The following is a 14,493-nucleotide window of genomic DNA, read 5'->3' on the forward strand; positions in this document are numbered from 1 at the left end:
TGGCGTAAAGGCCCACGTCGTTAACCGGCTAAAAATGGATAGACGAAATGCTTGTCTCGCAGCTCACACATGTGCCGATCGCCGACCGCGAGGCCATGCGCGAGGGGCCGCGTGATAGCGCCACTCATCTGCGCCTCGCTGCCGCCATTCCCGCACTGGGTCAGATCGAGATCGGCGGCAGGGCCTCGCGCGAAAGCGCCGGCGACACGCTCACCGTCGTGGCCTGGAACGTCGAGCGGCTCCGCCACGCCGACGCCGTCGCGGCGACGCTTATCGGCCAGTCTCCCGACGTTGTGCTGCTGTCCGAGGTCGATGAAGGCATGGCGCGCTCCGGCAACGGCCATCCGCTGCGCGCCCTCGCCGACCGGCTCGGCCATGCCTTCGCCTATGGCGTCGAGTTCGTCGAGCTCGGCACAGGCAACGCGGCGGAACGGTCGGCAACCGGCGACACATCCAATGCCGAAGGTTTTCACGGCAATGCTGTCATCAGCGCGGTTCCACTGCTTCGTCCATTCCTGGTGCGTCTCGACGCCGCCGGCGGCTGGTTCCTGCCGGAGCGCGGTCAGCCACGTATCGGCGGACGCATGGCGATCGGTGGCCAGGTGCAGGTCGGCAACCGCCGGGTGACGGTGGTCTCGGTGCATCTCGAAAACCGCACCGATCCCGCCGGCCGCGCCGGCCAGACACGCCACCTCCTCGATGCCATCGACAAATATGATCCGCAGGCACCGGTGCTGCTCGGCGGCGACTTCAACACGCTGACGGCCAGCCATGAGGACCGCCACGACGATCCCCAGGCCTGGGCGGCCCGCATCGCCGCCGAGCCCAACCGGCTGATCGATGTCGAGCCGCACGAACCGCTGTTCGCGATCCTCGCCGCACGCGGGTACGACTGGAAGACCGCCAACAGGCTCGACCTGCCCACCCAACGACTCGAGGCTGGTGATCCCACTCCCATCGGCCACATCGACTGGTTCTTCACATGCGGCCTCGTCGCGAGCGCTCCCGCCATTCTTCCGGCCCTGCTGCCGGATGGCCGGCCGAGTTCCGATCACGAGGCACTCGTTGTAACGGTTCGCATCGCGTGACGGGCTGGAGTCTCTCAGATTCATGGACCTCGATCTGCGGTCGGTTGGCCGGCCCCTGCGCCACTTCCGGCCCTCTGAAACCGCATCCACCCGAACGACGGGCCGATCCCACGCGGCCGCGCCTCACCCGGTAAAGCATGTCAGGGTTGCAGCGTACTTAATCGATCCTTCAACCACCAAGGGGCTAATCAATGCTATTGCCTTGTTTATTCCCGATAGATCAGGTGAGAGAAGATGCTGACGGTCTACAATTGTATCGTCAATGAACACGATTTGAGACTGGTGGCACTCGCCGCTCTGATCTGTGGAATATCTTCCTTTTCTGCCGTCAACCTGCTTCACCATGTCGGCCGGTCGACAAACCGAAACCGGCTTGCCTGGTTGATGATTGCGGCGGCGTCGACCGGCTTCGGTATCTGGGCGACGCATTTCATCGCCATGCTTGCGTTCACGCCGGGTATACCAAACGCCTACAATCCGGAACTCTCCGTGCTCTCGCTTGCCGCCGCCGTTGTCCTGACAGCGGCCGGCATGTGGGTCGCCACGTTGCGCAACGGGCTCGACCACTATCTCGTCGGCGGCGCCATCCTGGGCGGTGGCATTGCCACCATGCACTACATCGGCATGGCGGCGTTCGAGGTGCAGGGCCGGATCGAATGGAACCCGCTGCTTGTGGCGGTCTCCTTGCTGGCAGGGGTAACGCTCGCCGCGCTGGCGCTTTTGGTTGTCCTGCGTCGCCCATCGCTGTCTGCGACACTGGGCGGCGCGGTGCTGCTGACGCTGGCGATCTGCACCTTGCATTTCATCGCGATGGGCGCGGTGTCGATCGTTCCGGATTCCTCGATCGAGATATCGCCATACACGATCGCGCCCACTTCGCAGGCCTTTGCCGTGGCGGCCGCCAGCCTGGTGATCCTTGTTCTCTCGGGCACCGCACTTTGGATCGATCTGCGCTTCCGCCGCCAGAAGCTCGAGGCCGACCGCATGCACGGTCTGGCCAATGCTGCCGTGGAGGGTCTGATCGTCTGCGACGGCAACCGCGTCATCAGCGCCAATGACAGCATGGCGAAGCTGACGGGCACGGCAACCGCGACGCGGAACGGGATGCAGCTTGGCGATCTCTTCGGGTCCGATATGCCCGGCTTCGGCGAGCAGCCGCAGGAGGCCGAATTGAGGGGCCACGACGGCGCGGGCATTCCCGTCGAGCTGATCGCCAGGAGCATCGACTACTGTGGCAAGCCTCACAACGTGATTGCGGTCCGCGACATTCGCGAGCGCAAGAAGGCGGAACAGGAAATCCTGCGCCTTGCGCATTTCGATCCCTTGACCGGCCTTGCCAATCGCCGCAGCTTTTCCGGCCGGCTCGAGATGGAAATCGACGCGATGGGTCGGGCCAGGAAAACCGGCCACCTGGCGCTTCTGCTGCTCGATCTCGACCGGTTCAAGGAGGTCAACGATCTCTACGGGCACGGCGCCGGCGACGCCATGCTGCAGAAGGTTGCGCAGTGCGTCACCGGCGTCCTTCGCCAAGGACAGATGGTTGCGCGGCTGGGCGGCGACGAATTCGCCATCATCGCCCCAAACCTGACCGACCCGTTGGAGGCCGGCCGCATCGCCAACGCCGTGCTGAACGCAATGCGCGAAGAAAACAGGCTCTCGGTCGGCGGTGGTCTCGTGTCGGCCAGCGTCGGCATTGCGCTATTTCCGTCGGATGCCGAAAACCAGGCCAGCCTGATAACCCACGCCGATACGGCACTCTACCGGGCCAAGACCGAAGGCAGGGACACATACCGCTATTTTGAGGCCTCGATGGGGGCCGAGGCGCGCGACAAGCGCGTGATGGAGCACGAACTCCGACAGGCTGTCGCGCGCAAGGAGTTCTACCTCGTCTACCAGCCGCAGAAGGAGATCAGCAGCGGAAAGATGGTCGGCTTCGAAGCCCTGATCCGTTGGCGGCATCCGACGCGCGGCGACGTGCCCCCGACCATATTCATCCCGATCGCCGAAGACAGTGGAGCCATTGGCCAGATTGGCGAATGGGTACTGACGGCGGCCTGCGAGGAAGCCGCCCGCTGGGAAAATCCGCTGACGGTGGCCGTCAACGTTTCCGCGGTGCAGCTTCACAATCCGAATTTCAGCCGCAAGGTCCACGAAACACTGCTGAATTCCGGTCTTGCGCCCGGCAGGCTGGAACTTGAGATCACCGAGACGGCGCTTGTGAAAGATATGCCGCGCGCGCTGGCGACCTTGCGGCAGGTCAAGGCGCTGGGCGTGCGGGTGGCCATGGACGATTTCGGAACCGGCTATTCCTCGCTCTCCAACCTTCGCGCCTTTCCCTTCGACAAGATCAAGATCGATGGCTCCTTCATCAAATCCGTCGACAAGAACGGCCAGGTCGCGGCGATCGTGCGCGCCGTACTGGGGCTCGGGCGCGGCCTCGGACTGCCGGTTCTGGCGGAGGGTGTCGAGACGCTCGGCGAGCTGAAATTCCTGGATGCCGAAGCCTGCGAGATCGGCCAGGGTTACTATATCGGCAGGCCTGGCCTGATCGAGGAGTTCGGCGAGCTGACCGGTGTCGACGCACCCCGCGTCAGCAACGACACGGCTGGCCAGCGCAACAGAAGCGTCCTGGCCTTCGCTCCCGCGCCTGCACTGAGTGTGGACAGAGCCTAGCTTTCGGGCTGGAGCGCGGCCTCGACCAGCCGCTTTGCGTCCGGGCCCGACCATTCGGCAGGGCCGTTCATGTGGGCGATCAGGCAGCCTTCACCGTCGATCAGCATGGTGGCGGGAAGGCCGAGCGCCAGGCCGCGCGTCTTGAGATCGTTGAACACAGCCATCGTCGAATCCCGGTAGTAGCCGAGCGTCTTGACGCCTGTCTCACTGAGGAACTTCTTCGGCTTCACATCGTCGCCGGCATCGACATTTACGGCGACCACCTGAAAGGCGTCGCTGCCCTTTTCCTTCTGCAGCGCATCGAGAGCCGGCATTTCGGCGCGGCACGGCGCGCACCATGTCGCCCACAGATTGAGCAGCACCGTCTTGCCGGCATGGTCGGCGAGCGTCATCGGCTTGCCGTCCGGCCCATTGAAGGCAAGGGTCTTCAACGATTGCGGCGGATCGGCCGGCAGCAGTGCAGCGACCTCGCCGGTGGCCGCGGCCGCCACCTTCCTGGCACGGTCGCCCTTGGCGGCGCAGGCGACATCGTCCTTGCTGTCGCCGAGAGCCAATTGGCGCTCGGCGTTGTTGCCAGACCGGCTCTCGCTGACATATACCGCGACCGCGCCGGCCAGCACGCCCGCCACCAAAGCGGCGAGGATCAGGCGCGGGGCCGGGAAGAATCTATTACCGTCTGCCATTTTCTCAAAACTGCTCCGAAGCACGGGTTATAGCCATGAGCGACAAGAAGACCAGCAACCAGATGTGGGGCGGACGTTTTGCCTCGGGTCCGGCCGCGATCATGGAAGCGATCAACGCGTCGATCTCGTTCGATCGCAAACTCTATGCGCAAGACATCCGGGGTTCGATCGCCCACAGCGAGATGCTGGCGCAAACGGGCATTATTTCGGCGGCCGATCAAGAAAAAATCGCTCACGGGCTGAACACGATTCTGAAAGAGATCAAGGCCGGCACATTCGAGTTCTCGACCCGGCTGGAAGACATCCACATGAATGTCGAGGCTCGCCTCGCCGACCTGATCGGACCGGCGGCCGGCCGCCTGCACACCGCCCGCTCGCGCAATGACCAGGTCGCGGTCGACCTGAGGCTGTGGGTCAAGGACGAGTGCCTCCGCGTCGCCGGGGCGTTGAAAGGGCTGATCGAGGCGCTTCTGGCACGGGCCGAGGAGCATGCGGCGACGGTGATGCCGGGCTTTACCCATATGCAGGCGGCGCAGCCGGTGACCTTCGGCCATCACTGCATGGCCTATGTCGAGATGTTTGCGCGTGACCTTTCGCGAGTTCGCGACGCGATCGAACGGATGGACGAGAGCCCGCTCGGTGCCGCGGCCCTTGCCGGCACCAGCTTCCCGATCGACCGCCACAGAACCGCCACGGCACTCGGCTTCCGCGAGCCGATGCGCAATTCGCTGGACAGCGTTTCGGATCGCGATTTCGCGCTGGAGTTCCTCGCCTTGGCGGCGATCTGCGCCACGCATTTGTCGCGGCTCGCCGAGGAGATCATCATCTGGTCGACGCCGCAATTCGGCTTCGTCAGGCTGTCGGACAGCTTTTCCACCGGCTCGTCGATCATGCCTCAGAAGAAGAACCCCGACGCCGCGGAATTGGTGCGCGGCAAGACTGGCCGCGTCACCGGCCATCTGGTCGGCCTGCTGACGGTGATGAAGGGCATGCCGCTGACCTATGGCAAGGACATGCAGGAAGACAAGGAATCGGTGTTCGATGCCGCCGAGACGCTCGACCTGATGCTGGCGGCGATGACTGGCATGGTCTCGGACATGACGATCAACGCAGCGGCGATGAAAAAGGCCGCCGGCTCGGGCTACGCGACCGCCACCGATCTTGCCGACTGGCTGGTGCGCACGCTCGGCTTGCCGTTCCGCGAGGCGCATCATGTCACCGGCCGGGCGGTGGCGCTGGCCGAAGACAAGAAAGTGGGGCTGGAGAAGCTTTCGCTGGAAGACCTGCAGTCGATCAATCCAGGCATCACGGCAGATATTTTTTCGGTGCTGGCGGTGCAGAACTCGGTGAAGAGCCGCACCAGTTTCGGTGGCACCGCGCCGTCGGAAGTCAGAAGGCAGATCCGCGGCTGGAAAAAGCGCATCGCCAAGGCATGATCCTGGATAGTGCGACCAGGAATATCCGGGGTGCAATGCTCTGAGAACTCAGCTAAAAGCGGCGGCTGGAAAAAGTTTCGGACGGATGGATCGATGACCGGAAGCAGGATTTTGGTGACGCTGACGCTGCTGGTGGCGATTGCGGCCGTCTCGGCCTGCGGCAGGAGGGGCGCTCTCGACTCGCCCTACGAAGCAGCCGTCCAGGCGCGCAAGGATGCCTCAAAGGCGCATCAGCCCGTGCCGCCCGAGCCGGAAAAACCGGTCAAGGACAAGAAGTTCTTCCTCGACCCGCTGATCTAGTGCCGATGACACCCGGGTGGTCTTTTTGAACCCGGTCTCATCGTGCTCCAACTTCCGGAACCACTCTCGTGAACCATTTCGACTACCGCGACGGCGTGCTGCATGCCGAGGACGTGGCGATCCCCGATATCGCCGCACAGGTCGGCACGCCATTCTACTGCTATTCGACAGCCACGCTGGCCAGACACTACAGGGTGTTTGCCCAGGCCTTTGCCGGGCTCGATGCGCTGGTCTGTTACGCCATGAAGGCCAATTCCAACCAGGCGGTGCTGCGGACGCTGGCCAGGCTCGGCGCCGGTGCCGACGTGGTGTCGGAAGGCGAATTGCGGCGGGCGCTGGCCGCCGGCATCCCGGCAAGCAAGATCCTGTTTTCAGGCGTCGGCAAGACCGCGCGCGAAATGGACTTTGCCCTCGCCGCCGGCATCCTTTGTTTCAATGTTGAATCCGAGCCGGAACTGGAACTGTTGTCGGCCCGTGCCGCCGCCCTTGGCAAGGTGGCGCCGATCTCGCTGCGCATCAATCCGGATGTCGACGCCAAGACGCACAAGAAGATCTCCACCGGCAAGGCCGAGAACAAGTTCGGCATCCCGTGGCAACGGGCGCGTCAGGTCTATGCCCGTGCTGCACAGCTGCCGGGCCTCAAGGTCACCGGCATCGACACCCATATCGGCAGCCAGATCACCGAGCTGCAGCCCTTCGACGACGCCTTCGCCCTGCTTGTCGATCTGGTCGGCGCGCTGCGCGCCGACGGCCATGCCATCGAGCATATCGATCTCGGCGGCGGCCTCGGCATACCCTACCGCGTCGACAACAACCCGCCGCCCTTGCCCGACGCCTATGCCCAGATCGTTAGAAAGCATGTCACCAAGCTCGGGCTCAAGGTGATGTTCGAACCCGGCCGGCTGATCGTCGGCAATGCCGGCATCCTCGTCTCGGAAGTGATCTTCGTGAAGGAAGGCGACGCCAAGAATTTCCTGGTCGTCGACGCCGCCATGAACGACCTGATCCGGCCGACGCTCTACGATGCCTTCCACGACATAAGGCCGGTGGTGCAGCCGCCGGCCGACACGCCGCGCATGATGGTCGATGTCGTCGGCCCGGTCTGCGAGACCGGCGACTATCTCGGCCTCGACCGTGACCTGCCCAGGCTGAAGGCTGGCGACCTGATTGCCGTTTCCACCGCCGGCGCCTATGGCGCGGTCCAGGCCGGCACCTACAACACCCGCCTGCTGGTGCCCGAGGTGCTGGTCGACGGCGACCGTTTCCACATCGTGCGCCCGCGCCGGACCTATGACGACCTGATCGGGCTGGATTCGGTACCCGACTGGCTAAGGTAGGCGCTGCTCCGTCCGAAATGCTCCGCCGGCGGCGCTACAGCCGGTTCTGGATGAGCGCCCTTGTGTCGGCGATCCTGTCCTCGTCGCGGCGGTAGAACGTCCATTGCTTGATGCGCTTGGCCCGCAGCAGGCCGGCCTGGGTGAGCACGCGCATGTGCTCGCTGAGCGTCGCCTGCGTGATGCCGAGCTTCTCGGCGATCAGCAGGGCGCAAACGCCGTCTTCGACCAGATCGCCATCGGCTTGGCGCGGGAAATGCGCGCGCGGGTCCTTCAGCCAGTCGAGAATCTGCAGCCTGCGTTCGTTGGCGATCGCCTTGAAGACATCAACCTCTTGCATTTAGCCATTTTGCCAAGTTACTAATTACTGTCAATCCCAAGGAGACGTCCATGAGCAACGGCAACACCGTCACACGCGAACGCATTGCCGCGATGGAACCGCGCATTCGGCCCTATGTGCGCCACACGCCGGTGCTGCGCGTCGACATGGCCGACTTCGACCGCCCACCGTTGACCGTCGACCTGAAGCTCGAATGCCTGCAGCATTCCGGTTCGTTCAAGGCGCGCGGCGCCTTCACAAACCTCCTGGAGCGAACGGTTCCCGAGGCCGGCGTGGTTGCCGCGTCGGGCGGCAACCACGGCGCCGCGGTCGCCTACGCCGCCATGCGGCTTGGCCACAAGGCGACCATCTTCGTTCCCGAGGTGAGCCCGCCGGCCAAGCTGGAGCGGATCCGCTCCTACGGCGCTGAACTGATCGTCGGCGGCGCCCGCTACGCCGAGGCGCTGGCCGCCAGCGAACGTTTTGCCGAGGAAACCGGCGCCTTGCAGATTCATGCCTTCAACCAGGAGGAGACGTTGGTCGGCCAGGGCACGCTAGGCCTGGAAATTGAGAGCGACTTGCCTGAGATCGACACGCTGCTGGTCGCCGTCGGTGGCGGCGGCCTGATTGGCGGCATCGCCGCCTGGTTCGCCGGCCGCATCCGCATCATCGCCATCGAGCCGGAGGGGGCGCCAACGCTTTACCGCGCCTTCGAGGCCGGCCGCCCCGTCGACGCGCCGGCCGAGGGCATCGCCGCCGATTCGCTGGCACCCAAGCGCGTCGGCGAAATGATGTTCCCGATCGCCGAGGCCTTTGTCGAGCGTTCGATCCTGGTCAGCGACGACGACATCATCGCCGCCCAGAAGGCGCTGTGGAACCGGGTGCGCATCATCTCCGAACCCGGCGGCGCCGCGGCCTTCGCGGCGGTGCTGTCCGGACGGTATGCGCCGGAGCCCGGTGAAAGGATCGCCGTACTGGTCTGCGGTGCCAACGCGAACCCCGCCACGTTCTGACAGCAACCCGTCCGGCAGCTTCACGTTTTCTCAAACTGCCTCGCCTTTGCCGTGTTTGCTGGTATTCTTCGAGTCGTGAGGATCGGGCTATCCTGCCCGCCCATGGAAGGGCCGATGACGCAACGACCCACCTTCAGCAGCCATCGCGGCCTGGCCGGGCGCCTCGCCTTGAGCCGGCTGGCGACGCGGGTCTCGATGATGGTCGAGCGTGGCTGGCCGTTGCTGCTTCCGCTCGTCATCGTCGCCAGCCTGTTCCTCAGCGTCTCCTGGCTCGGCATCTTCTCGCGACTGCCGGACGTGGCGCGCATCGGCCTGCTCGCAGCATTCGGCGTGGCAGCACTTGCGGCACTCTATCCGCTGCGTTTCTTCCGCTTGCCGGGCGCCGCCGAAATCGACCGCAGGATCGAAGCGGCCAATCAATTGCTGCACACCCCGGTGCTGGTGCAGACCGAGCGGCCGAGCGGCCGGGAGAGCAGCTTCTCGCAGGCACTGTGGCGCGAACACCAGAAGCGCATGGCCGGAAAGCTCGACAGCCTTGGCGCCGATCTGCCGCGCACGCGCGTGCCGGAGCGCGACCGCTGGGGTCTGCGCGCGGTGGCCGCGCTTTTGCTGGTGACCGCCTTTGCCTTCTCCTTCGGACCGAGCGGCGGCAGGATTGTCGACGGATTCAGCGCCCATGGCGTCCACGATGCCATACCACCGCGCATCGACGCCTGGGTGACGCCGCCGGCCTATACCGGCAAGCCGCCGATTTTCCTGACCGCCGACGTCAACCAGGCGACGCCGACCTTCATCATTCCCGAAGGCAGCGACGTCTCGCTGCGCGTCACTGGCGGCTCGGGCGAGGAAACGCTCGCCTATGCCGACAAGAACGGCAATTCCCGCGCCATCGACCCGGCTGGCCCGCAGGCCGCCGCCACGGCCAAGCCGGCGGCAAGCCCGGTGACGCCATCCAAGGTGCGCCAGTTCACCGGCAAGCTGACCGGCGACGGCACCCTGACGCTGACGTCGGGCGAGGATCAGCTCGGCCGCTGGGCCTTCGCGGTCATGCCGGACAAGCCGCCGCAGATCCGTTTCGTCGGCGAGCCGAAGCGCGCCGCCAACGGCGCCTTCGAGCTCAACTACCAGATCGACGACGACTATGGCGCCGCCAATGCCAAGGCGGTTTTCGCGCTCGCCGATCCGCAGGCGCCCAATGCACATCCGCTCTATGGTCCGCCTGAAATGCCGCTGTCGCTGCCGCGTCGCGGCGGCAAGTCGAATGCCGCCCGGACGACGAAGGACCTGACCGAACATGTCTGGGCCGGCAGCAGCATCAAGCTGACGCTGGTCGCCACCGACGATGCCGGGCACACGGCGTCGAGCGAGACCAAGACGATGGTTATGCCGCAGCGGCCATTCGCCAACCCGCTGGCGCGCGCGGTGCTCGAGCAGCGCCGCCTGCTGGCCCTCGACGCCAACGCCAAGCCGCATGTGCTCGACCTGATGGACGCAATCACGCTGCGGCCCGAGGACACGTTCGACAACATGTCCCACTACCTCGCCATCATGAGCGCCCGCAGCCGGCTGAAGATGGCCATCAATGACGACCAGCTGCGCAGCGAGGTGTCCTATCTCTGGGAAATCGCGCTCGGCATCGAGGAAGGCAATCTCTCGGCCGCCGAAAAGCGGCTGCGCCAGGCGCAGCAGGCGCTGCAGGACGCCATCAAGAACGGCGCCAGCGACGCGGAAATCGAAAAGGCGATGAAGGAACTGCGCGAGGCGATGAACCAGTTCCTGCAGGAATTCGCCGAACGCGCCAAGCAGAATCCCAACGCGCCGCAGATGCAGCAGAACGGCCAGGAACTGCGCCAGAGCGATATCGACCGCATGATGGATCAGATCGAGAACTTGGCGAAGTCGGGCGATCGCGACAAGGCGCAGCAATTGCTGTCGCAACTGCAGGATATGATGAACAATCTCCAGGCCGGCCGTCAGCAGCAAGGCGGCCAGCAGGACAGCGAGATGCGCCAGCAGATGGACAAGCTCGGCGAAATCCTGCGGCGCCAGCAGGAGATGATGAACGACACCTTCCGCATGGACCAGATGCAGCGCGGCGAGCGCCAGCGCGGGCAGAACCGCGAAGAGCAGCTCGGCCAGGACGGTGAGCAAGGTCAGTCGGGCGAAAACGGCAAGCCCGGCGAGGATGGCCAGCAGAAGCCGATGACACCGCAGGAATTCGCCGATGCGCTGAAGCAGCTGCAGCAGGGCCAGGGCCAGCTGAAAAGCGACCTCGAGCAGCTGAAGAAGGGGCTCGAAGGCATGGGCATGGAGCCCAATGAGGGATTTGGCGAGGCCGGCAAATCCATGGGCAATGCCGAACAGGCGCTCGGCGAAGGCGACGGCGATCAGGCGGTCGGCCACCAGGGCCGGGCGCTGGAAGCGCTGCGCAAGGGCGCCAAGGACATGATGAAGCAGATGCAGGCCATGCAGGGCGATCAGGGCGGCAGCGAGGAAGGTGGCCGCCAGCAGAACGCCGACCGTGACCCGCTGGGCCGTCCGCGCGCCAGCCAGGGCCCTGATTTCGGCGATTCGGTGAAAGTGCCCGACGAGATCGACGTGCAGCGCGCCCGCCAGATTCTGGAAGCGATCCGCAAGCGGCTCGGCAATGTGCTCAGCCCCGACATCGAACGCAGCTATCTGGAACGGCTGCTCGAGCTGAAATAGGGATCGCCGCTCCGCTTCCAACCTCACCCGAAGACACTCGAACGGTTGCAACACCATGCCGAAACTTGGCACCGTCACGCCCATCCTGCGCATCTTCGACATTGCCAAAGCACGTGAATTCTATGTCGACTTCCTTGGTTTCGAGGTGCAATGGGGGCATCGCTTCGACGACAACGCGCCGCTCTACATGGCGGTCGGCCGCGACGGCTGCGTGCTGCATCTGAGCGAACATCACGGCGACGGCGCACCTGGCATTGCCGTGCGCATCAAGGTCGAGGATATCGCGGCACTTCATCGCGAGCTGATCGGCAAAAATTACCGCTTCGCCAGGCCGGGTCTGGAGGAGACGCCGTGGAAATCCCACGAAATATCGGTCGCCGATCCGTTCGGCAACCGGCTGCATTTCTACGAGGAAGCGGCCGCTTAAGTCTTTGTTTTGTGCATGTCGTTATCCCAAGACCGCTGCACACGTTGGACGACAGGCACTAAATCTGCCTGTTGACGAACGCCTCGCGGATTGCCTCTTGCATGCCGTCGATCGCCTCGCCGGAGGCATTCGGGTTGCGATGCATCACCACATTCGAGGAATCGATATCGCCGAACCCGTCCGCCGACGTCAGTTCGCGACAGCCGGCCGGAATGTTGCTGCGCGAGATCGGCGCGATCGCCAGCCCGGAGGTGACGGCGAGCTTTAGGCCGCCAGTCGTGTCACTGGTATAGGCGACGCGATAGGCAAGACCGCGCTGCTCCAGTGATTTGACGGCAAAATCCTTGCACCAGCCGGCCCGGTTGTAGAGCGCGATCGGCACCGGCCGCTCCTCATGCATGTGGTGCAGGGTCGATGTCACCCATACGGTCGGATCGTGCATCAGCACTTCGCCGCCTGACGGATCCTGCCATTCGAAGACCACGCACAGATCGAGTTCGCCGGCGGCGAGCGCTGCCATCTGCGCCCCCGAATGCGCATAGCGCACGGTGACCTCGACCTGTGTGTGGCGCTTCGAAAAAGCACCGAGCGCGCGCGACAGGATGGCGTGGCCATATTCCTCCGGAATGCCGATGCGCACCGGCCCGCCAAGCGGTGCCGCCGCCATCGACGCCGCCGTCTCGTCGAGCAGCGAAACGATCCGGCGAGCGTTGACGATGAGTTCGCCGCCGCGCCGCGTCAACACGACGCCGCGCGAACCGCGCTCGAACAGGCTATCGCCGATCAGGTCCTCGAGCTTCTTCATCTGCATCGACACCGCCGACTGGGTGCGGCCGGCCTGCTCCGCCGCCCTGGTGAAATTGCCGGCTTCGGCAATAGCCACGAAGGTGCGCAGAAGGTCGCTGTCGAGGGTCGGTCGCATGAAATCCGCCATAAGGAATTTTGATCACTGATATCATTCCAATTCGTTTGCAACATGTCAAACGCCGAACGATAGTCGCCTCACCCATTGGATATGCGGCTGCGAAATCGGCCGCGGACCAATTCGAAGAGTCCTCACTCATGCCCGCTGCCCGAAACGGTGGCGGGTTCTTTTTCGCTTGCAGGGAGCCCCGAAGGCACATGCAGAACCGGATGGTCCTTGGCATCCTGAGCCTGTGCCTTGGCGTGCTGGTCTTCTCGCTGCAGGACCCGCTCGTCAAAGCCGTGTCGAGCGGCTATCCGGTGACCGAGGTGATGGCGATCCGCTCGATCGTCGCCTTGCCGATCCTGATTGTTCTCGTCCATGTCGATGTCGGCTTGCCGGCGATCCTGTCGAGGCGATGCGGCATGCTGACGATGCGCGCCTTCATCCAGTTCACCTCCTATACGGTGTACTATCTGGCTATCGCCGCCTTGCCGCTGGCCGACGCCGTGGCGCTCTATTTCATGGCGCCGCTGTTCATCATGGTGCTGGCCGGGCCTTATCTTGGCGAGCGCGTCTCCTGGCAGACGCTGGCGACCGTGCTGATCGGGCTGTTCGGCGTCCTCGTGATGCTGCGCCCGGGCGCCGGTCTGTTCGACTGGGCGGCGCTGCTGTCGCTGGGCTCGGCGGCGCTCTACGGCTTTTCGCAGTTGATGGCCCGCAAGATCGGCGATACCGAATCGTCCACCGTCATGGCCTTCTATCAGAACGGCGCCTATCTGGTCGGCGCGGCCGTGGTTGCAGGCACGTTTCACCTGGCCGGCATCACCCACGCCGTCCACCCGAGCCTCGAATTCCTGGTGCGGCCCTGGCTCTCGCCGACATTGCCTGATTTTCTCAAGATGGCGGCCTGCGGTTTCGTCGCCTCCGCCGGCATGGTCCTGCTGTCGCAGGCCTACCGGATGGCACCGGCCAACCGCGTTGCCACCTTCGAATACACCGGCATCCTGTGGTCGCCGCTATGGGGCTTCCTGTTCTTCGCCGAGGTGCCACGGTCGACGACGGTGATCGGCGCTGGCCTGATCATCGGCGCCGGCCTGCTCGCACTGAACTCCGAACGCCGCAAGAGCATGACGCCCGTACTTGCCGCCACCGATCCGGCCTGATCAGGCGAAGCAGATCAGCGCCCGTTCGACGCGGGAGCGGATTTCGGCCAGCGTAAACGGCTTCTGCACGACATCGAGGATAACCCCGTTCAACTCCTCGGCGCGCTCGCGCTGGTCGGCATAGCCGGTCATCAGCATGATCTTCATCGACGGGAAAAGGGCTGCCGCCGCAATCGCCATCTCGATGCCGTCCATCTCCGGCATCCGGATGTCGGAGACGACGAGATCATAGCCGCCATTTGCGGCTCGGATCAGCGAAAGGCCTTGCGCGCCGTCCGCGGCGATATCGATTGTGTGTCCGGCGCGTTCAAGCCCGCGGGCGGCCAGGGTGCGAACGGACTCATCGTCCTCGACGATCAGAAGCTTTGCCATGGCCGCCATGTTTGGCTGCGAAAAGTTGACTTTTTCTGAAGGCGCCGGAGGCCAACAAGCCTTTTTGGAAGT

At 64.4% G+C, this 14,493-nt stretch carries 13 protein-coding genes; 9 read left to right on the top strand and 4 right to left on the bottom strand.

What is annotated here, in order from left to right; all coding sequences use genetic code 11:
- Nucleotides 1-47: 47 nt before the first annotated feature.
- Together AC07FD_RS37215 and AC07FD_RS37220 are read left to right on the top strand one after the other, a co-directional pair.
- A complete protein-coding gene (locus AC07FD_RS37215; RefSeq protein ID WP_478353886.1) occupies nucleotides 48-1,088 on the top strand; it encodes an endonuclease/exonuclease/phosphatase family protein in 1,041 nt (346 codons plus the stop codon).
- Between the two features lie 234 nt (nucleotides 1,089-1,322).
- Entirely contained in the window at nucleotides 1,323-3,761 is a 2,439-nt protein-coding gene (locus tag AC07FD_RS37220) for a putative bifunctional diguanylate cyclase/phosphodiesterase (RefSeq protein ID WP_478353887.1), read from the top strand.
- On the opposite strand, the gene tlpA is transcribed toward AC07FD_RS37220, so the two are convergent.
- Entirely contained in the window at nucleotides 3,758-4,444 is a 687-nt protein-coding gene (gene tlpA / locus AC07FD_RS37225) for a thiol:disulfide interchange protein TlpA (protein ID WP_478353888.1), read from the bottom strand. The two genes, AC07FD_RS37220 and tlpA, sit on opposite strands and share 4 nt — an antisense overlap.
- 35 nt (nucleotides 4,445-4,479) lie before the next feature.
- On the opposite strand from tlpA, the gene argH reads away from it, so the two are divergent.
- From argH to lysA, 3 genes are all read left to right on the top strand, one after another.
- Nucleotides 4,480-5,880, top strand: coding sequence for an argininosuccinate lyase (gene argH / locus AC07FD_RS37230; RefSeq protein WP_478353889.1), 1,401 nt, complete (start codon nucleotides 4,480-4,482; stop codon nucleotides 5,878-5,880).
- 93 nt (nucleotides 5,881-5,973) lie between these two features.
- Nucleotides 5,974-6,180 carry a lipoprotein gene (locus AC07FD_RS37235; protein ID WP_111544266.1) on the top strand — a complete coding sequence of 69 codons (207 nt, stop codon included), beginning with the start codon at nucleotides 5,974-5,976 and terminating at the stop codon, nucleotides 6,178-6,180.
- Nucleotides 6,181-6,248: 68 nt separating this feature from the next.
- Nucleotides 6,249-7,517, top strand: coding sequence for a diaminopimelate decarboxylase (gene lysA, locus AC07FD_RS37240; protein ID WP_478353890.1), 1,269 nt, complete (start codon nucleotides 6,249-6,251; stop codon nucleotides 7,515-7,517).
- A gap of 34 nt (nucleotides 7,518-7,551) precedes the next feature.
- Here the strand turns inward: lysA and AC07FD_RS37245 are convergent, their stop codons facing one another.
- A complete protein-coding gene (locus AC07FD_RS37245) occupies nucleotides 7,552-7,854 on the bottom strand; it encodes an ArsR/SmtB family transcription factor (protein ID WP_095084875.1) in 303 nt (100 codons plus the stop codon).
- A gap of 50 nt (nucleotides 7,855-7,904) precedes the next feature.
- Here AC07FD_RS37245 and AC07FD_RS37250 point away from each other — a divergent pair, with 50 nt between their 5' ends.
- From AC07FD_RS37250 to AC07FD_RS37260, 3 genes are all read left to right on the top strand, one after another.
- Complete coding sequence (locus tag AC07FD_RS37250) at nucleotides 7,905-8,846, top strand: threonine/serine dehydratase (RefSeq protein WP_478353891.1); 942 nt, start codon at nucleotides 7,905-7,907, stop codon at nucleotides 8,844-8,846.
- A gap of 114 nt (nucleotides 8,847-8,960) precedes the next feature.
- On the top strand, nucleotides 8,961-11,552 hold the full coding sequence (locus AC07FD_RS37255) for a TIGR02302 family protein (RefSeq protein ID WP_478353892.1): 2,592 nt from the start codon (nucleotides 8,961-8,963) through the stop codon (nucleotides 11,550-11,552).
- A gap of 55 nt (nucleotides 11,553-11,607) precedes the next feature.
- Nucleotides 11,608-11,979, top strand: a complete 372-nt coding sequence (locus AC07FD_RS37260) for a glyoxalase superfamily protein (protein WP_478353893.1) — start codon at nucleotides 11,608-11,610, stop codon at nucleotides 11,977-11,979.
- 58 nt (nucleotides 11,980-12,037) lie between these two features.
- Here AC07FD_RS37260 and AC07FD_RS37265 read toward each other — a convergent pair whose 3' ends face one another.
- Nucleotides 12,038-12,901 (bottom strand): LysR family transcriptional regulator, encoded by an 864-nt coding sequence (locus tag AC07FD_RS37265; RefSeq protein ID WP_478353894.1) that lies wholly within the window; start codon nucleotides 12,899-12,901, stop codon nucleotides 12,038-12,040.
- Between the two features lie 200 nt (nucleotides 12,902-13,101).
- Between AC07FD_RS37265 and AC07FD_RS37270 the strand changes: the two genes are divergently transcribed.
- Entirely contained in the window at nucleotides 13,102-14,049 is a 948-nt protein-coding gene (locus tag AC07FD_RS37270) for a DMT family transporter (protein ID WP_478353895.1), read from the top strand.
- Here AC07FD_RS37270 and AC07FD_RS37275 read toward each other — a convergent pair whose 3' ends face one another.
- Complete coding sequence (locus tag AC07FD_RS37275) at nucleotides 14,050-14,421, bottom strand: response regulator (protein ID WP_478353896.1); 372 nt, start codon at nucleotides 14,419-14,421, stop codon at nucleotides 14,050-14,052.
- Between the last annotated feature and the right edge of the window lie 72 nt (nucleotides 14,422-14,493).

The sequence above is a fragment of the Mesorhizobium waitakense genome (assembly GCF_056431085.1).